At 49.3% G+C, this 19,274-nt stretch carries 20 protein-coding genes; 17 read left to right on the top strand and 3 right to left on the bottom strand.

The window, feature by feature from the left end:
- Positions 1-12: 12 nt before the first annotated feature.
- From GOM71_RS05175 to GOM71_RS05225, 11 genes are all read left to right on the top strand, one after another.
- Entirely contained in the window at positions 13-525 is a 513-nt protein-coding gene (locus GOM71_RS05175) for a DUF2577 family protein (protein WP_173275234.1), read from the top strand.
- A gap of 15 nt (positions 526-540) precedes the next feature.
- Positions 541-990, top strand: coding sequence for a DUF2577 family protein (locus GOM71_RS05180; RefSeq protein WP_156278687.1), 450 nt, complete (start codon positions 541-543; stop codon positions 988-990).
- 24 nt (positions 991-1,014) lie between these two features.
- Complete coding sequence (locus GOM71_RS05185) at positions 1,015-1,416, top strand: DUF2634 domain-containing protein (protein WP_156278688.1); 402 nt, start codon at positions 1,015-1,017, stop codon at positions 1,414-1,416.
- A 1-nt stretch (position 1,417) separates the two neighbouring features.
- On the top strand, positions 1,418-2,428 hold the full coding sequence (locus tag GOM71_RS05190) for a baseplate J/gp47 family protein (protein ID WP_156278689.1): 1,011 nt from the start codon (positions 1,418-1,420) through the stop codon (positions 2,426-2,428).
- Positions 2,425-3,156, top strand: coding sequence for a hypothetical protein (locus tag GOM71_RS05195; protein WP_156278690.1), 732 nt, complete (start codon positions 2,425-2,427; stop codon positions 3,154-3,156). The genes GOM71_RS05190 and GOM71_RS05195 overlap by 4 nt, the downstream gene beginning before the upstream one ends.
- Before the next feature lie 22 nt (positions 3,157-3,178).
- Positions 3,179-3,694 carry a hypothetical protein gene (locus GOM71_RS05200; RefSeq protein ID WP_156278691.1) on the top strand — a complete coding sequence of 172 codons (516 nt, stop codon included), beginning with the start codon at positions 3,179-3,181 and terminating at the stop codon, positions 3,692-3,694.
- Between the two features lie 14 nt (positions 3,695-3,708).
- Positions 3,709-5,766 carry a DUF4815 domain-containing protein gene (locus GOM71_RS05205; protein WP_156278692.1) on the top strand — a complete coding sequence of 686 codons (2,058 nt, stop codon included), beginning with the start codon at positions 3,709-3,711 and terminating at the stop codon, positions 5,764-5,766.
- A gap of 70 nt (positions 5,767-5,836) precedes the next feature.
- Positions 5,837-7,006 carry a hypothetical protein gene (locus GOM71_RS05210; RefSeq protein ID WP_216651711.1) on the top strand — a complete coding sequence of 390 codons (1,170 nt, stop codon included), beginning with the start codon at positions 5,837-5,839 and terminating at the stop codon, positions 7,004-7,006.
- Positions 7,007-7,024: 18 nt separating this feature from the next.
- Positions 7,025-7,207 (top strand): hypothetical protein, encoded by a 183-nt coding sequence (locus tag GOM71_RS05215; protein WP_156278693.1) that lies wholly within the window; start codon positions 7,025-7,027, stop codon positions 7,205-7,207.
- Between the two features lie 4 nt (positions 7,208-7,211).
- The gene (locus tag GOM71_RS05220) at positions 7,212-7,550 is read left to right on the top strand and encodes a hypothetical protein (protein ID WP_156278694.1); all 339 of its coding nucleotides are present in this window, start codon (positions 7,212-7,214) and stop codon (positions 7,548-7,550) included.
- A gap of 13 nt (positions 7,551-7,563) precedes the next feature.
- Positions 7,564-10,341, top strand: coding sequence for a hypothetical protein (locus GOM71_RS05225; RefSeq protein ID WP_173275237.1), 2,778 nt, complete (start codon positions 7,564-7,566; stop codon positions 10,339-10,341).
- Between the two features lie 95 nt (positions 10,342-10,436).
- On the opposite strand, the gene GOM71_RS23740 is transcribed toward GOM71_RS05225, so the two are convergent.
- Both GOM71_RS23740 and GOM71_RS05230 read right to left on the bottom strand, forming a co-directional pair.
- On the bottom strand, positions 10,437-10,577 hold the full coding sequence (locus tag GOM71_RS23740) for a DUF6254 family protein (RefSeq protein ID WP_173275241.1): 141 nt from the start codon (positions 10,575-10,577) through the stop codon (positions 10,437-10,439).
- 203 nt (positions 10,578-10,780) lie between these two features.
- Positions 10,781-11,200 carry a hypothetical protein gene (locus GOM71_RS05230; protein WP_156278696.1) on the bottom strand — a complete coding sequence of 140 codons (420 nt, stop codon included), beginning with the start codon at positions 11,198-11,200 and terminating at the stop codon, positions 10,781-10,783.
- Between the two features lie 259 nt (positions 11,201-11,459).
- On the opposite strand from GOM71_RS05230, the gene GOM71_RS05235 reads away from it, so the two are divergent.
- From GOM71_RS05235 to GOM71_RS05255, 5 genes are all read left to right on the top strand, one after another.
- Positions 11,460-12,971 (top strand): spore germination protein, encoded by a 1,512-nt coding sequence (locus GOM71_RS05235; RefSeq protein ID WP_156278697.1) that lies wholly within the window; start codon positions 11,460-11,462, stop codon positions 12,969-12,971.
- 17 nt (positions 12,972-12,988) lie between these two features.
- The gene (locus GOM71_RS05240) at positions 12,989-14,173 is read left to right on the top strand and encodes a Ger(x)C family spore germination protein (protein WP_253944709.1); all 1,185 of its coding nucleotides are present in this window, start codon (positions 12,989-12,991) and stop codon (positions 14,171-14,173) included.
- Positions 14,166-14,390, top strand: coding sequence for a hypothetical protein (locus tag GOM71_RS05245; RefSeq protein ID WP_156278698.1), 225 nt, complete (start codon positions 14,166-14,168; stop codon positions 14,388-14,390). Before GOM71_RS05240 ends, GOM71_RS05245 begins: the two co-directional genes overlap by 8 nt.
- 7 nt (positions 14,391-14,397) lie before the next feature.
- On the top strand, positions 14,398-15,705 hold the full coding sequence (locus tag GOM71_RS05250; protein ID WP_156278699.1) for a GerAB/ArcD/ProY family transporter: 1,308 nt from the start codon (positions 14,398-14,400) through the stop codon (positions 15,703-15,705).
- Between the two features lie 381 nt (positions 15,706-16,086).
- A complete protein-coding gene (locus GOM71_RS05255; RefSeq protein WP_156278700.1) occupies positions 16,087-16,938 on the top strand; it encodes a DUF421 domain-containing protein in 852 nt (283 codons plus the stop codon).
- A gap of 107 nt (positions 16,939-17,045) precedes the next feature.
- On the opposite strand, the gene GOM71_RS05260 is transcribed toward GOM71_RS05255, so the two are convergent.
- Positions 17,046-17,795, bottom strand: a complete 750-nt coding sequence (locus GOM71_RS05260) for a YhcN/YlaJ family sporulation lipoprotein (protein ID WP_156278701.1) — start codon at positions 17,793-17,795, stop codon at positions 17,046-17,048.
- A gap of 416 nt (positions 17,796-18,211) precedes the next feature.
- Between GOM71_RS05260 and coxB the strand changes: the two genes are divergently transcribed.
- The gene (gene coxB, locus GOM71_RS05265) at positions 18,212-19,258 is read left to right on the top strand and encodes a cytochrome c oxidase subunit II (protein WP_156278739.1); all 1,047 of its coding nucleotides are present in this window, start codon (positions 18,212-18,214) and stop codon (positions 19,256-19,258) included.
- Positions 19,259-19,274 lie beyond the last annotated feature (16 nt).

A 19,274-nucleotide genomic window follows, 5' to 3' on the forward strand; every position in this document is an offset into this window, starting at 1 on the left:
GGGGGATGCAAGATGTCGCTGTCGCTGGGGCAGTTAATTAAACAGCACAGCATGAAAAGCGTGCAGTCGCTGAAGCTGATGGAGCTCATGGAGGCTGAAGTCGTCTCCGAGCCGCCCGAGCTGAAGATTAAGCTGAAGGGGAGCGACAAGCTCATCATCCCGAAGGAACTGATCGTCGTTGCGGAGCATTTGTGCGAAGTAAAGCGGAAGGTGAATTTGGTGAACAAAGCCAAGATTGTGGACGGGAAGAAGACAAAGGGCCAGACGACGATTGGGGAGCAGGAGTTCAGTTTGTCGTTTTCAAAGGAGAAGCATCCCGTCTACCCGTATCCGATACACACGCATACCGGTAAAGTGAAGGTCGCCTTGACTGACCGGGAATTTACGATGGAGCAAGGCGAACTGCACTATATTAACGATGACGAAGAGGACGATCTGCTGAAAAAGGGCGATAAAGTGATGGTCATTTCATTCGAGGGCGGGCAGCGTTTCTTTATTGCCGACCGGATTTTCCAATATGAATGAAAGAAGGTGCCATTAATGTCGCTTGGGCAATTGATCAAGCAGCATAGCTTAAAAAGCGTGCAATCGATGAAGCTGCCGGAGCTGATGGAGGCCGAAGTCGTCTCGGATGCGCCGGATTTGAAAATTAAGCTCAAGGGAAGCGATAAGCTCATTATTCCGAAGGAGCTTATCGTCGTTGCCGAAAAGCTATGCCGTGTAAGACGGAAAGTAAATTTGACCAATGAGAAGCTGACGACCATCGAATCGCAAGAGTTCAGCGGAAATACAGACCCTTCGGATCATCCTCACAGCTACAAAGTTACTGTCGATCTGAAGGATAAGGATTTCACGATGAAGGAAGGCGAAATCCATTTCATTAATGACAAAAAAGAGGATGATCTGTTGAGAAAAGGCGATAAAGTGATGGTCATCTCTTACGAGGGCGGTCAGAAATTTTTTATTTTCGACCGGATCGTTCAATATTGATGGCCATGGGAAGGCGGCGGTGGCATGGGACTAACGCCCGAAATTGATTTTCCGGACCTGATTGTTAAAAAGAAGCCGGTGCTGCGCACGTACAGCCTTGATTTGGAAACCGGGGAAATCGGAAGGCAAATCGACGGCAAAGACGCGGTCAAGCAATTTATTCATAAAGCGATTCTTACGATTCGGTTTAATTATTCGATCTACTCGAATGATTACGGCTGCGAGATTGTGTATTTGCTCGGCAAGTCGTATACGCAAGGGTTTATTCAGGTAGAGATGATCAGGATGATTACGGAAGCTCTCGTCTATGACGAGCGTATCAGCCGTGTGTTTGATTTTAATATCGAGTTGGCCGGCGACGAGGTGAAAATCGCTTTCCAGGCGGAGACGACGCAGGGCATCATCCGATACGAAGGAGTGTTGTAGCTTGAACGGCACAAATACAGTCAGCTTTGAATCAAAGCTGCAGCAGCTGCTCGATCGCGTCGACGACGGGCTGGACAAAAGCGAAGGCTCGATCATATATGACGCGTTGGCGCCAATAGCTATGCAGCTTTGGATCGAAGAGAGCAAGTTTCGCAGCATTATGGAGCAGGCCTTTGCCGTAACGGCGGAAGGCCGTTTTCTCGATTTAATCGCAAAGGATTACGGAATGGACCGCACGCCGGCCACTGCTTCTTGGGTAGATCTGGAGTTCACGGGCACGGAAAACGCCGTTATTCCGGACGGCACGACGGTCGGCATTGAAAACTCGGATCTCTCCTTTGCGACGGTCGGCGAAGCGACCATCGGCAGTCAAAAAAAGACGATTGTAAAGGCAAGATGCAAGCAAGCGGGCATAATCGGCAACGTAAATGCAGATACGATCCGGCTGCTGTTTGATCCGCTCAAGGATATTTCGAAAGTGAACAACCCGCGTCCTGCAGTCGGCGGGCTCAATCAGGAGCCGGATGAAGCGCTTCGCAACCGCATTTTGTACCAGAAGCGCAACCCGGAGCATGGCGGGACGGAAACCGACTACAAGCGATGGGCGCTTTCCGTTACCGGCGTCACGTATGCAGAAGCGATCAATTGCAATCGCGGGCTGGGCACGGTCGATGTCATCGTTGGCAGCGACGGAAACATCAAAGAGGTATGCGCGGAAGTGCTGAAGCTGATTGAGCTGAAAAAGCCGCTGGGCGTCGACGTTATCGTAAAGCCTGTTGTCCCGGAGTCGATGACGGTGAGAGTAAAAGTGATCGGCTTGAACGAAGCGGCGGCCAAAAATGCGGTTTACGGCTATTTGCGTACGGTGGACATCGGCGGAACGATTTATTTGTCCAAAATCGTGGCGGCGATCATTTCCGCAGGAGCGACAGATGCAACCATCGAGGAGCCGAAGCAAAACCTGGAGCTGCCTCTTGATCGGAGCCTGCAAGCGGAGGTGATTATCGTATGACCTCGCCGCTCATTCGTTATTTGCCCGAGTACTATCAGGAAAGCAGGCAAATGAATGCGATTATGGAGGCTGCGGAGCCGGATATTCCCGATGTGGAGGGCCGGCTGCTCCATACGCTTTTTTTATCGGAATCGCCTGAGGAATGGCTGTATTTGTGGCAGAAGGAGCTGCAGGAGACGAACAGAGAGGCGCTGCTTGCCAAGCTGAGATCGTCATCGGGCACGCTCAATATGGAAACGATTAATGCGCTTGGCCTAACTGCACTGGAAACGTTTCGGCTGAGTCCGGAAGACGGCTATACGCTGTCGGGTGACGATGCGATGCTGCCGGACGGCGAATTTTTCGGGCCGTTGATTACAGCAATTTATGTCAATCCGGATCAGGTGGATGTCGTTCGCAAGCTGTTGCAAATTAGCGGCTTTGCCGGTTTTAAATATTGGCTTGCCGTCATGCTGCAGCAGCAAGTCAAGCTGGAAAGCCCGAGGATTAGCACGTGGCGAAGTTTGTATTTGGGATCGGATCGCGAAACGAAACTAAATTATGAAGAGGTCAGCGGACAGAAATTAAGCACCAATATGGCAATGGGTATCTGTTTGCCAGCCGGCAGCATAGCCCGTACGGCGAAAGAAGCGTGGTGGTCGCCAAACGTGTTTTTTACGGATTCGTTAACCTTTGCGGAGCAGGAGCTTCACATTCAGCAAGCGGCTGTCACGATCGTTCAAGGATAGCTTTAGCTTAGGAGGAGAGCACATGGGAGTCAGTTATACGGCCTCGGTTGCCGGGATGAGGGCGTTTCAGGCGCTAAATCTTGTGCGGACGGACAATATCTGGATCGGTATCGGCAAGCCGACGCCATGGAATGAAACGGACAGCGTGCCGGAAGTGACGGGCGCAGCGCAGTTTAGCGAACCGATCGGCTATAAGAAAGCGGAGAAGGTCAGGTTCGTCATGCCTGACCCGGACGGAGACATTATTCAGTTCGAGCAAAAGTGGAAAATGATCACGGAAGCGGAAGCGATGCAAAGCTTAACCCGCTGGGTTTATGTTGCCGCATGGATTAACGGCACCGAGCTGCCTGCGGTCAGCTATCGGCAGAGTGCGATCATTACCGAGCTGGAGCTGGCGCCGGAGACATTGCCCGGAAAGCTGGCGGTTAAAGCCGAAGAGGTGAGCAGCCACGGCTACGCGCTCGTCTTGAATAACCGTACGGTCATTAACAGGGCTGAGGATCAACGCGAATATCTCGAATTTATCGTGGAGTTTTAGGAGGAACGCGGGGGATGAGTGTATACAACCGTTTTGACCCGAACGACCGCTGGGTATCCTTGCTTGCGCAGAGCGGCAGACGGCTGCAGTCTGCGGAATTGAACGAGATCCAGTCGCTCGCTTTGCATCGGGATAAGCAAATGGGCGATGTCATATTCGGAGCTGGCCATATTATCGAAGGCGGGCAAATATATGTACAGCTTGCGCCGGCCAAACTGGCGATTATTTTTCCTTCCAAAGTTTATGTGGACGGCATTATTCACAAAATCGGGGAGAAGAAAATCCCCATCACCGGCGCAGGCGAAGAAGTGATCGGGTTGAAAATCGTTTATGAGACGATTACATACGAGATAAAAAAAGAATTGCTGGATCCGGCTGTCGGCTATGCGAATTTCGGCTCGCCGGGCATGGACCGCCTGATCGCGGTGCCGGATTGGGTTGTGAACGATCCGGCCGCCATTCCGATGTACCGGATCATTGACGGTCAAGTCGTCACGGCGAAGGTGCCGCCAGAGCTGGAAGGCTTCACGCCGATGCTGGCAAGAAGAACGCATGATACGAGCGGAAGCTTCCTCGTGTCCGGAATGGACGGTTTTATTGAACCGGCTGAAGGCGATTATGTAACGCTCGTCATCGAGGCCGGCAAGGCGTATGTGCTGGGCTACGAGATTAATCGGCTCGTGCCGACCCGGATCAAGCTGGGGAAGGCGCTGGAATCACGACGGGTGTTCGACGAGGTGAAGTATTACAATGGCACGGATATCCATTCGTTAAGCAGCAAGCCGGTAAAAGCCATTCAGGAAGTGACCGCTATGCTTAGGCTCGATGCAACACTAACGTATGACGGTTCATCCCTCTATAATCCGATTGGGTCCGATGCGGTTGTTGATATTTACAGCATCGAGCAGTTGGGCAAAACATTCGTCAAAGGGAAGGACTACAAGCTGACGGATAACAGCGTGGATTGGTCGATCGGCACGACCCGTCCGGCTAACAATGTCGCGTATCAAGTCAAGTATGATTGCATGAAGAAGCTGACGCAGGGCGTTGATTACAAGCTGCTGGAAGGCACGAACGAATTGATGCTGACGGGGAGCAGCCGGCCGATCCTTGAAAGGCATTTTAACGTAACCTACGACTATTATTTATCGCGCAGAGATGCGTTCTATTTGACTGCTGACGGACAAATTCAAATCGTAACGGGTCAGTCGGATATTAATCCTCCTGCACCTCCGGTGCCTCCGGATATACTGGCGCTCGGAGAGCTGCATTTTTCGGCAGGAGGCTTGGAGACCAAAGTCGTCAACAACAAGCCGAAACGGCTGACGATGCTGGAGCTGCGATCGCTGCTCGATCGGTTAGAGCGCGCAGAATACAATCAGGCGATGCTGGAGCTCGACCGGACGGCGCAAATTACCGACCAAACGACGAATAAAAAAGGGATTTTTACCGACAACTTTACGAACTTCGAACGGGCGGACTTGGGCTTTGGCTTCGACGCGATGATCGATCCGGCAAATCAAACGCTGCAATTGCCGGTCAATCAGCTGTTTATCCAGATGGAATTCGAAAGCGGAGAGTCGGTTCGGCAGCATGAAAGGTTGCTTACGCTCGACTATACGGAAGAGGTCATCATCGATCAAAGCTACGGTACCGAGTCCTTGAACATTAACCCTTATCAGGTATTCGGCTCGCAGGCTACGATCCGGTTAACGCCTTCGCAAGATTCGTGGGTGGAAACCTCTTATGTCTATGAAACGGTATGGGGCTGGTGGGATGCTTGGTGGAGCGGCAATCGGACGGAAACACGCGTTATTCTGGACGAGAACATTCCGTACATTAGGCAGCGCGTCGTGACCGTGCACGGAGAAGGGTTCGAGCCGAACTGCGACAACCTGCAGGCTACTTTTGACGGAGTGAATGTACAGCTCGTTCCGGCTGACGGTTCCGCCGCAGGAACCAAAAACGGAACGGTGAAGGCGAACGGAGCCGGGAAATTTACGGCAACCTTTATTATTCCTGAGAACATTAGGACGGGCACGCGGGAAGTGCGGATTTACAATTACGTGTAGCAAAAAGGAAACGTTTGTCTTGCGAAACCGAATTTGAATTTGATAGGCAAGCTTTTAAGGAGGGGTATGAGTGGCTCAGATTCAGAATGAATCGAGAACATCCTATGTCGGCGTCGGCCGGAGGCAAATTATTGAACAAACCTTCTGGCAAGTGCCATGGTGGAATCAAATCGATCCGCTTGCGCAAACCTTTCTTCTGCTAGAGGAGCGGCTTGTAACGAGCATAGAGCTTTTTTTCGAAACGAAGGACGTCGATCATGCAGCAGGAACGCCTGCCGAGTATTTAGCCAAGCCGGTTACGGTACAGCTGCGCAACGTCGTTAATGGCTATCCGGGCACGACGGTGCTCGCTTCGAAAGTGGTCGAAGCAAAATCTATTCAAATTTCGGCGAAAGGCAATTTGCCGACAAAATTTACGTTTGCCGATCCGGTTCTGCTGCAGACGAATGTTGAATATGCGATTGTCGTCTTGACCGGAGCTAGTCAATACCGGTTATTTGTCGCGAAGATGAGCGCCAAGGATCTCGTAACCGGCAACATTGTATCCCGTCAGCCTTACGCAGTCGGCCTGCTGTTCTCAAGCTCCAACGCGACCGCATGGACAGCGCATCAGGATATGGATTTGAAGTTCCGCCTGTATGCGGCTGAATTCAAGAAACCTGTGAGCAAAATTTATTTTGAAGGGCTTACGTTGCAGTCGGAGATTTCCCAGCTGCTGCTTTCAACAAGCCAGGTTGTTCCGCAAGGCAGCAACTTGCAATGGCAATGGTCGTTGGATGGAACCAGCTGGTTCGCGTTGAACGACTCGGGAGTAACGGGCCTTGGAGCGCCGACAAAAGAAGTGTTCGTGCGGGCGCTTTTATCGGGCTCAGCCAAAAGCTCTCCAGTCATTCAAACCGAAGCGATCGGCGCAGCGGCCTTATCCTATAAGACGAATGGAACGTATGTCAGCAGAGAATGGACGACAAACGATCCGTTTACGAAAATTATCGTATACGTCGATCTTTACAAGCCGGCAGGAACGTCGCAAAGCGTAGAATTCAGCATTGACGGCGGCTCGACTTGGGTTTCCTTGGGAGCAGGAAAGGTGAATCAGCCAATGGGCCAATACGCGCAGTACAAATTTGAGGCAACCGTCGCCGCTTCGAAAAAGATCCGTATTCGGATCAAGCAGTCGAACGACGATAAAAGCAGAGCGGAGACGCCTCGGGCAAGAAGACTGATGGTAACGTTATCTTAGAGAAACGGGTGATTGGCGATGAGCAATCCGAACCGCATTAATTTGGACCCGGCTGCGCCTGACAGCCTTTACGCCGGAGCTCAAAAGGTAAATTTGGCGCTCGACGAGACGGAACAACGTTTGGAGCAGCTGGAGAAGCTGGCTAAAGAAATCAACATTAAATTGAGCAATGCAAATTGCATGTATTGGATGGGGGTGTAGACTTGTGGCTTATGAAGTCTATTCGGCTGTTGATTTGTATGCCGGGCAGCCGGCAATTGCGCTGACCGACCTCGTTACTTTAAAGCAAAAGACGATATTAAAAAGCATTGTCATCCATAATACGACAGCCTCGGGAGCAAAGCTGAAGCTTTATGTTATTCGCCCGGGCAAAACGGCAAATGCGGAAACGCAGCGGATCGGCACGAGCATCGGCGGCGAGGATACGATCAAGTTTTCGTTTGAGACGGTGCTGCCTAAGGGAACGATAATCGCCGCCTCGCAGACGGTTTCTGGCGCCTTGTCCATCGATATATCCGGAGTCGAGGTGATTCCGGGTGTATAGTTCACTAAAAGGGATGACGGGAGGCGGAGGGACAGCTTCCATTAAACGCGCTTTCCAGGTTGCGCCGGGCGAAACGATCCAAAAGGACGACGTTGTTACCGTGGTCGATGATAAGCTTTACAGAAATAGAGAAATGAAGCTGAGCGAGCTTCCGAGGTTCAGTCCGGACGTCTATTATTTACCGCTAGGCATTGAAAACATGTCCGTTCATCCGATAGGCGGGGACAGCTTTATTCATATAGGCATGACTGCTACTTATATTCATATTATTCGTGCGGAAGCAACCGCCGGCGGCATTCAAGTAATAGCGCAAAAAAGTTTGCCCGTGTTTGGCTCAGAGGGCATTTATAAACTGCATTTTAAGCCGCTGACAGCGGATACTGGCATTTTATATTATCTCGAATATAATACTTCGCAATGGGCGTTTCGTATGATTCGCTGGCCGGGCGAAGAGGAGCTGCGAGTCGGCCTTCCTTATGAGATTGAATTGTATACGTACGGAACGGTTGCAGTCGAAAGTCTCTCGGAGCAATCGTTTCTAGTAACTTGGGTTTGCGGAAAAGAGCCGGCAAAAGTGTTGAAGTCGGTATCTTTTGCGATTAATCGGGTATACGATACGATCGAAATTATGGGAACTCCTCTATCGGTGGAAACGAATGAAACGCTCCATGACGACTTTGCATTAAGCAAGCTGGCGGATCAACTTTTTGTGGCAAGCTTTTGGCTGAAAGGTGCCACGAGAGGCACGATCGTCAACCAGCTGCTTCAAATCAATCAAGACGGCGTCCCTGTTGCCGGTGTGAGAACCGCTGTGAACACGCCCAATAATAATTTGGTCGAGCTGCGGCAGCTTGTTTTGTCGCCTACAAAGTTTGTGCTGATCAATAAATTGGATACGATGCTGAATTATTATACGGTGTTTTTAGAGGAGACGGATTTGCTTATCGGAATTATACACCAAGTTTCGCTTACCGACCCCTTTTTCGATGCAGTCAAGCTGTCTTCAGACCGAATTTTAACCGCAATAAATGCCGGATCAACGACCGGAGCGCTGACGCTGTCGATTCTCGATACGGCTAACCCAATGGTTAGATCCATTGCGAGCAAAGTGATTCTCAGTACGGTAAAAGGAAATCATAACAAGCTGCAGCTCGTTCCGATGGGCAACGACATATTTGTGCTGGGCTTTAACCATGTAACGGAACCTGGCTACAATTACACGCAGGCGGCGATGCTGCGCGTAACGACAGAAGTGATTGACGTTTTTACTCAGCAAGAGCAGCTCATTAATATTTGGGATAAGGATGCCGTTGCCGAGGTGTTCCGGTTCAGCCCCATCGGTACAGGCGGACGGTTCATAGCCGCCGGGCGGGGCAGGCTGAAAATTTACCGCTGCGGCTGGTCTCCGATGCGGTTCATTACTTCTGGTATTGGAGAATTCAAGGAAGCGACGGGCGACCATGGTTTCATTAAACGTACGATGGATGTAGTTCGTTTAACGAATGGCTATATCGCCATTGCTTACCGCGAGCGCGATACCTGGCATGGAAAGCTGTCGGTATTCAAGCCGGCAGATGGCGGTTATCAGCCGCTGCTGTCGCATACTTTTTCGTATAGCCATATTGATAATCCCAGCATCGTTGAGCTGGATCCCGGTACGATTGCCGTGCAATTCAAGCAACGCATCGTGCCTGCATACGATTCGAAGCAATTGGATCGCGGCGAGGGGATAGAAGAGATGAAGGTGATGGTTGCGACGATTACCGAATCCGGCCTGACGAACAAGATGACGAGTGGCGTTACATATCTTGCACAGCTATACGTCAACAGCCATTTTACAAAGCTGGATAACGGATGCCTGCTTCATGTAGGCGTTACCTCCGGCAGCCAGGCGGTAGTCGCGCAAGTTGTGAAGTATCAAGCTCAAGGGACCGCTATGTATAGTTTCGGGCGTTATTTAGCGTTGGATTATGAAAGAGGAAACGTAGAGTCGATTCAACTGGCTGGCAATAAAGTTGCGGTTCATACGTTCAGCTGTACGATCCTTCTCGAAATATCGAGTAATGGCGATTTGGTTGCGTTCGAAAGAATCTATTCCGAGCTGACGAATCGCAAGACGCTAGGCTTTGTGTCGGACGGGAAAGGCGGAGCTGCGCAAATTACGATAAATAACAGCAACAACGGACTCGAAACGACTTCTTATTCAAGCTTGAACAACGGTTTATATCAAACGGCTGATACGGTTGCAAGGAAGAAACAGGCATTTGCGGTGAAGTCGAAAATGACGAATTTCGGAGGCAGGGCCGCGTTCGTCTATCGGGCGAGATGGGAGAGCGGACGCGATGCCAGCTATGATGCGCCGCATCAAAATTTGTGGCTGGCTTTGCTTGATATCGACATGGAAACAGACGGTGATGGAACGCCGCCAAAGGATCGCTTTTATCCATTTCCAGGAGCTGTTGATATCGTTCCGGTATTTATCCCGCTCGATCATCAGAGCGCTTTCTGTGTTGGAACCGATGAATACGGCAATCAAGTGTATATGCTGGCCTATGGAGACGGTGAGTCGCTGTCTTATGGAAGGCCGTATCTAACGCCGCTGGGAGTCGCATCTTCAGCCGGCAACGGAGGCGAGCATGTTGAAGTTACGGTGAGGGGCATATCGGAAAGCGAAACGCCGCTGATGCCGGGAGCGGTGTATTACAACGGACGAGACGGGAAATTATGTCTCACAGCTGGCGGAAAAAAAATAGGCATTGCAATTTCAGAGCATGAATTGCTTGTAGAATAGCCGCGTGCATGAAAAAAATGGGCATCTCGCAAAGTCGAAAGACTTGCGAGATGCCCATTTTTCATATAGCTATGCGAGCAGCTTGCGCTTGCGTGTTACTGCTGCTCCTTATCTGTTTGTTTCGTAGTGCCAAGCTCTGCGCTTAGCTCAGCCAATGATTTCACCTTGCCGTGAGGCTGCTGATTTTGCTTGCGCTGATTCCATCGGTTTTCGCGGCGGTTTTGGGATGATGTCATGATAAAACCCTCCTTAAAAGTTTTGCGAAGCAAAACTTGCTTCGAAAGCATACGCTTAGTTTTGCGAAGCAAAACTTGCTTCGAAAGCATACGCTTAGTTTTGCGAAGCAAAACTTGCTTCGAAAGCATACGCTTAGTTTTGCGAAGCAAAACCTCGCTCGACTTTTATTATGGCTTCTCAGCGCGAAATCATGCGAGCCTTACTACGGCGCGGCTATTCGTCCTGGGCTGGCTCCGTTCTTCGTATAATAAAGCCGAAAAACAAGATCCTGATTATGATTGCCGAAGCCGGAACCGAATAAGGTAACGCCCCCGATATGCTCCGCATCGGCCTCAACCGCAATTCGGAATGTCCATTGATTGCTGCGGATATCGATGTCGTCGATGGAGACGTCCGACAATTGAATGCCGTCCATGAAGGTGCCGTCTTTTTTAATGATCAAATGCTTCAGCAGGCCGTATTGGCTGACGCTTTCGAACCACCATGGCGGATTCAGCTTGCCTTTGCCGCCGAAATCGCCGGGGCTTGTCCACATGCCGACTTTTTTGCCATTGAAATAGAACGTAATGTCGGATGGCCAGTTGTTGTTTGTATATTGATAATAAAAATATAAATTATTCATTAAAATGTTATTAATCTGCCTGTTACTCATTAATTGCAAGCACAAGACTGGCTTCAGAATGCTGCCGATTGATTGGCATGGGCAACTTATTTTTGGTTAGGCAGTTTATGAAGGGAATTCCGGCATTAAAGGTTAATGTTCTGAATGGATAGAGAGCTTGAACGCAAGGCTGAAAATTGCCTTGCCGTTCGAGCTCTTTTTGCGTTCTGGCATAAATTTGGCCGTTCAGGAAAGGCTAACCGCAAACGGAGGTGATCGGATGCGCATGCGTTCATTGGGGAAGAAAGAGGGCCGGCTCGATCATAAGGCAATCGGCCAGCTTAAGCATATGCGGATTGAGAATACCGTAAAGGCGAACAGAGCATTGCTTGAGGAGTTATTTACCGACAGCTCTGATTTTGTCATCCGCGAATTTCAAATTGAAAAAGGTCCGAAAGCGTTGATTTGTTTGGTTGACGGCTTAGTGACATCCGCTTTGGTAGACGACGCGATGCAGGCGCTCATGGTGTTTGAGGGCGGCGCATTTACGATAGATACGATCTGCGAGCAGGCGTTGCCTGTCGGCCAGGCGCTGCAGGTCCAGCACTATTCGGAGCTGCTCGTTAACGTGCTCGCCGGTGATGTCGGATTGATAATCGAAGGCGGAAGAACAGCAGTATGCCTTGGACTACGGGGCGGAGAACGCCGCACGGTCGCGGAGCCGGAGACAGAGACTGTCGTTCGCGGACCTAGAGAAGGCTTTACGGAAAAGCTGAGAACGAATACAGCATTGGTTCGCAGCCGAATCAAATCGCCAAGGCTCAAAATGAAATCATTTGTCATCGGAACGGAATCGAATACGAATGTCGTTCTCTCTTATATGGCAGGTATCGTAAATCCGAAGCTTGTCGAAGAAGTTGAACGCCGCTTGAATGATATTAAGATCGATGCTGTCCTGGAGAGCGGCTATATCGAAGAGTTTATTCAAGATCAAGTTACTTCGCCGTTTCCGCAAATTCAGACGACAGAGAGGCCGGACGCGGTTGCTGCGGCGGTATTGGAAGGAAGAATCGCGATATTGGTAGACGGTACGCCGTTTGCGCTTATTGCACCTTTTACTTTCTGGCAATGGCTTCACGCAAGCGAGGATTACTACGAGAGATTTATGGTTGGCACGCTGACGCGGATGCTCCGTGTTTGCTGCCTCTTCATTGCGCTTATGGCGCCGGCGTTGTACATTGCCGTATCGACCTATCATCCGGAAATGATACCGACCAATTTGCTTATTAGTATTGCGGCGTCGCGCGAAGCGATTCCGTTTCCCGCCGTCGTCGAAGCGCTTATTATGGAGATCGCCTTCGAGGCGCTGCGCGAAGCGGGAATTCGTTTGCCGCGAACCGTCGGGCAAGCGGTCAGCATTCTGGGAGCGCTTGTCGTCGGGCAGGCAGCCGTTCAAGCGGGGATTGTATCGGCAGCAATGGTCATTGTCGTGTCAATGACAGGCATTGCCTCCTTTACGCTGCCGAGATACAACGCCGCCATTGCGATTAGGCTGCTTCGTTTTCCGCTAATGCTGCTGGCATCGGTATTCGGTTTACTTGGCATTATTCTCGGCACGGTTGCTATCATCTCGCACATGTCGAAAATTACTTCTTTCGGCGTGCCTTATATAGCGCCGGCATCGCCGTTCTCGGCAGGAGACTGGAAAGACGTCGTCTTTAGGGCGCCTTGGAGCAAGATGAAGAGCCGCCCTCAATTTATTCATCCGGAAGATACGATTCGTCAGGAGTAGGAAGGAGGCGGCATGCCATGATGTTGAACAAATGGAAACAACACGCATGCGTGCTGTTGACTCTGATTGTTAGTAGTGCGATTCTGACGGGCTGTTGGGACCGCAGGGAAATCAATGACGTTGCGTTCGTCCTGGGAAGCGCGATTGATATTACCGAATCGGGCGAATATCAAGTTTCAGCGCTTATTCCGCTCCCTGGCAATATGGGCGGCGCAATGGGCGGAGCCGGCGATGCCAAGCCATTCACAATTAAGACGGCTTACGGCAAGGATATTAGAGGCGCTGTCGACAACTTGCAAAAAAGTTTGCCGCGGTGGCTGTTTTTCGGGCATCGCCGCGTTCTCATCGTTAGTGACAAGTTAGTCGAAACCATAGGTTTTAAGCCTGTTGTGGATGCGATTACGAGAACGCCGGAAAATCGTCTTACTGCTTTCATCGCAGTTTCGAAAGGTCCAGCGATCGATGTATTAAACGCGGATATTCGTATGGAACGCTTCTCGGCCGAGTCCATTCGCGAGATGCTGCAGTCTGATGCCAGCTTGCGGATATCGCTCAAAGAAATTACCGCAAAAATGATCGCGGTCGGCGATGATGCAATGTTTCCTTACCTGAATAAACGTAAAACAACGTTGAAAGGGCATGAGTCGGAGGATATTCAAGTTATCGGCTTTGCCTTAACGCATGACGGAGTGATGAAAGCATCGGCCAGTGACGGGGCGGCGAATGGCGTCCGTTTATTAAACGCCCAGTTTCGTCCATATCGGGAAACGTTGGAAGACGGCGAAAGCACGATTACGATTGCGGCAAATTCAAATCAGCTTAAGATAAAGCCGTCGATGCGCAACGGTGTTCCTTATTTCGAGATTAGCAGTTTGATTAAAATCAGCATCAATGAAGATACGAATTATGACCGCGATTATGATGATATAGGACAGCGCAGTCATATCGAGAAGCTGTTCGTGAAAAAAGCGAAGAGTGATATTAATGCCGCATTGGCTCTTATGAAGCAGTCCAAATCGGATGTAATCGGATTTGGGCGGTACTTAAGCCGTTCGCAGCCGGGAAAATGGGATAAGGAATGGAAAGGAAAATGGGAAGAGCTATTTCCGCAGAGCGAATTTATAGTGACGGTGAAGGCGGAAGTATTCCGGATTGGCATGAACCGCGAAAATTTAGCGAAGAAGGATCAACGCTATGAATAACGCATATATCCTGGTCGTTGTGGTGTTAACCGTTATAACGATTGTAATGAAGCGGAAAAAGCTGGATAGCAAAACCGGCGCAACGATGTTCTACTCATTGCTTGGCGTTGTGATCTTCTTGCTTTTGCTGCATGAACGGGAGACGGAAGTGAATCTCATGCAAAACGAGTTTATTTATCGTTCCGTGAAATCGATCATAGCGATGATGAAGGGGTGAGCGGAAAATGAAAGACAAGATGAAAATTTCGGCGATGCAATTGATGCTGCTCGTTTGCTCGCTGCTTGTCGCCTCGAATATGATCAGCCTACCCATGGCATTAACGGGAATTGCTCGGCAGGACGCTTGGATCGTGTTTGTAACACCGATTCCATATGGCATAGCTTTAGCCTATATATTCTGGAGGCTGGCTAGGAAAATGCCGAATAAAAATATTTTTGAGATGGCGAAACTGGCCTGCGGCAAATGGATCGGAGGCGCTTTGAACGCCGTGCTGATTGCATATTTGCTGCTCGATTTGGTTGGTCAAATACGTGTGTACAGCGACTTTTTCAGCGCGTCGATATTGCTTCGAACGCCGTCCGAGTATGTCGTATTGCTGACAGCTATATTGCTAATGTATATCGCAACGGGCTCTACTGAACATTTAGCGCGGCTGAATGTTGTGCTGATCGCGCTGTTTATTATCTTTTATACGTTGCTTCCGCTGCTGCTGTTAAATGAGATCGACCTGCAGAAGCTGGAGCCGATTATGGCAAACGGAATTGCTCCTCCCTTAAAAGCGGGAATTTTAGCGATTGGCGCCTACGGGGACCTTATCGTTATGGGAGCGTTTCTGCATCATGTGAGAAAACCGAGAGATATATATTTTTCCGTCAAAGTCGGTGTCATTTTCTCATCGTTCATGTTGACGATTTGGCTGTTTTGCGTCGTCAGCGTCATTAGTCCGATGCTGTCGTCGAGGCTTATCTATATCGGCTGGATCGTCGTGCAGCAAATCCACGTAACTGACTTTTTAGACCGAATTGACTTGTTTCTCATATCGCTGTACGTTCCGATTTTACTGATCAAATTCGCTATTTTGTATACAGGCGTACTGACGGGGTTGGCCTCTTATACGAAAAAGAAAAACTACGATTTCGCCAATGTGATGACCGGATTGATTGTTGCGATGTTGACCGACATCATGTTCAGCAATATGGATGAAGTGAGCATGTTTAATATTTACGGCATCATGCCGATTACGATTGCTGTGCAAGTGTTGTTTTTCGGATGTTTGTTTATTGGATTTGCGCTGAAACGATCCAGCCTTGGCGGTGCGATAATAGCGGACGATCGGCAAAACGGCAGTAATGGGAAGCTCGTTTGGCTATCCTTGTTCGGCTGCGCCGCAGCGATTGCTTTTGGCGCGATCTATGGCCACGTGAGCGGAATGTACGGGAAGATTAGCGGCATTTTATTTATATGCGCGTTCTTGTTATGCGTGTTTTTTGGAATCAACGAGTACCGTCAGACAACGTTGAAAAAGGCATAGAATTGGAAGGCGGCATCCTGCCTGGATGCCGCCGCGTAATTGCAATATTTAACCGAAGCGCTTCCTGTGAGAGGGAAGACCCGAATTATGAGTGTTTTTCGCTTGAAATCCCTTGTTAATCGCATGTTGGTTAGAGGAGCAAAGCTCTTTCCACACGCATACAGCTTACTTTAAAACAACGGAAGCCCTGCCTCTCTTCCGTCCTTGCGGCTCCGAAGACCGCGCCAGTGTGAATCAAAGAATAGCTTTACTGAACTTGGCTTGAGAATTAACGGAATAGAAAATCAAAATCAGAGGAAAAATTGAAGTTCTTTTTGAGGGATATTTAAGGGGTTAAATACAGCATAACTAAAATTATAACATATAGAAAGAGGGAAAGCAATGCCTGATTGGTTAGAAATTTCACTGCGCACCTTGTCGTCTGTCGTCATTTTATTCGCCATTACGAAGCTGCTGGGAAAAAGGCAATTATCGCAATTGTCTTTGTTCGAATATATTACGGGTATCACGATTGGCAATATTGCCGCTTATATATCGCTTGATCTCGATAATTTATGGTACTTGGGCATCGTCTCGCTTGCGGTATGGGTGGGCGTATCCGTGTCTTTCGAATTTATTACGCTAAAGAACAAGCGAATTCGCGATTTCGTCGACGGAAGCGGCACGGTACTGATCGAAAAAGGGAATTTGCTTAAGGCAAATATGCGAAAAGAAAGGATTACGCTCGATGAAATTTTGGAGCAGCTTCGCAAGAAGGATGTTTATCGAGTGGCCGATGTTGAGTTTGCCATTATGGAGCAAAGCGGCGAAATCAATGTCATGCTGAAAAAAGAGCATCAGCCGATTACGCCCGATTCGCTTGGCTGGCATATTAAGCAAGAGGTGGAGCCGCAGACAATTGTTATGGACGGACAGTTGCTTGAGCAATCTCTTTATCATTCCGGACGGGACAAAAATTGGCTGAAGAGGGAGCTTCGCAAACAAAAGCTGAGCATGGAGGAAGTTTTTCTGGCGCAAATTGACGCAAACGGAGAACTATCTATTCAGACCGGCACAGCAAGCGTAAAAGGCCAACAGCCATCCAAGCCGAAGGATCAGATTGCGGATTTGCTTAAGCAGTATGAAGATGAGCTGCATATGCTGGAGCAATTTGCGACGAATGAGGATGACAAGCGCGATTACCGCAGCGCTATTAATAAGCTTAAGAGCGCAATGAAGCAACCGACATCGTAATGGTTTGAAAAGCGGAAAACAAACGAGACGATCGGCGTCGGCTGATCGTCTCGTTTGTTGTATATATAATAGGAAGAGATTTTTTTGTCATCGCAATTTTACACGGGTTAACGAGTGTCAGGAATGATCGATTCGCCTCGGCGGCTCTTCGCGCGCATTTTCTCATACTCGATAATTTGCGCCGGCATTTTTTGTCCGCCTGCGAATTGATGCTTAACTAAATTGTTGAAATCGTCGGTCCAAGGGGCGAGCGAACGGTTCATCCAAGCTTGCTTCGCATATTCGTTCATTTGATTCACGAAATCCATATTAGCCGATATGTGCACCTCTTGCACATTTGGAGCGAACTCGCGAACGCGTCTGGCGACCGTCTGCTTTAGCTCATGCGACAATTGCGAATGGTCGTTCACCGAGAAGTATGAGTTGAAAGGAGTAATGAGCTGCCGGTTATCCCAGTGCGAGCTGCCTGTCTCGGTATTGTAGACGGCGTCGCCGTTGCGCTGCTCATTCGTATTGCCGCTGCTTTTCGTCCCGACTGCGGTCCAATCAAGCGCCAAGCCGACATAAGCGTTTTTATCGGTAAGCATAACGATTGCGGTTCCGACGCCGTTGAGCTGCGTCACTTTGTTTGAGAGCGTGTTGCTGTATTCGAAGAAGGTGTTGTCGTGCTGGTCCGCTTTATTCTTCGTGGAGCCGTAAAGTTTAACGCCGTGCGTTTTCGGATCACCGGCAGTGCGGCTGCCGTAGTCGTAATCGCTCTTCTGAATGCGTTTCTCATAGCCGCAGGAGCTCATCAGCGCCAGCAGCAGTAAGGCAATAAAGGAAAACCAATAAATCCGGGTCGTTCTTTTAGCCATTATAATCAGCCTCCATTCGGATGTCGATTAAGCTTCTTTGGTTATCTGCGTGATCAAAAGCGGACTTTTTGAACATCATCTTATATGGATAGGGTTTGTAGGGAACGATTAAATATACGTACCCGGAATCATACATAATTGACCATGGTTTTGGAGCACAATGTAGGGTAGAGAGTCAATCAAAAACAGGTACAATTTGCAGCCGAAAACGTTGAAAATGAACGGATTTGACAGCTTTGCGAACAATTTGTGAACTCTCTGTGGAACATTGACAAATAGGGGCTTCAACTTTATATTTAATAAAGTGTGTATTTAGTGCAGGAGTTGTCATAACATCTGTGAAAACACGCAGTTTGCCGCGATTTTACGCGATTTCTGCAGCTGCGAAAACGTCAAAAGTGGGGTTGATTATTGAGATGAATCGGTGGCAGTTATTTAAACGGCTAGCGCCGCTTCTGGCCTTGATGGTGCTAGTGCTGTCGGCGTGCGGACGAAGTGATTTGTCCACGTTGAATCCCCAAGGCCCTGTAGCGGAAGAACAATTCGGACTGATGAAGCTGGCGATTTCAATCATGCTTATCGTGATTGTTGTCGTATTTGCGATTTCTTTCTACGTAATTATTCGTTTCCGCCGGCGTCCCGGAGACAAGACGATTCCGAAGCAAGTGGAAGGCAGCCACAAGCTGGAAATTATTTGGACGGTTATTCCAATCATCCTGCTTGTAATTCTTGGCGTACCGACTGTTCAATCGGTATTTAGTTTGTCCAAGGATTACACGAAGGACCCTGAAGCGGTTAAAGTAATCGTTACTTCGCACCAATACTGGTGGGAGTTCGAGTATCCAGAGCTTGGCATCAAAACAGCGCAGGAATTGATCATTCCTACTGGCAAAACGATCTCGATCGAGGCGAAATCGGCAGACGTGCTTCACTCGTTCTGGATTCCGTCGCTTGCCGGCAAAATCGATACGAACCCTGGCGCTAACGTAAACGTTATGCATTTCTCTGCGCCTAACGAAGGCGTTTACTTAGGTAAATGCGCCGAGCTTTGCGGACCATCGCACGGCTTGATGGATTTTAAAGTTAAATCGGTGGACGAGTCTTCGTTTGACCGTTGGGTAGCGGCACTGCAAGAGCCGGTTGCGCTTCCTAGCGATCCTGCTGTTAAAGAAGCATTCGTAAGCAAGTGCTTGACTTGCCACGCTGTAGGCGACCAAGGCGGTCCGGCATTCCCTAACCTTACAGGCATCGGCAGTCGCCAGACAGTAGGCGGCATTCTCGTGAACACCGATGATCCGAAATACAAAAATGAAGGCTCGACTGAAGAAAACCTTCATCGCTGGATTGAGGACCCTCAAGCTGTCAAACCAGGCAATCTAATGCCGACAGTAGAATTGACTGAGCAAGAGCTCGATGGCATTGCTAAATATTTGTCGGAATTGACGCTTGATTACGAACAATAACTCATCGGTGATTGAA

The sequence above is a fragment of the Paenibacillus sp. NEAU-GSW1 genome, assembly GCF_009737085.1.
Classification (GTDB): domain Bacteria; phylum Bacillota; class Bacilli; order Paenibacillales; family Paenibacillaceae; genus Pristimantibacillus.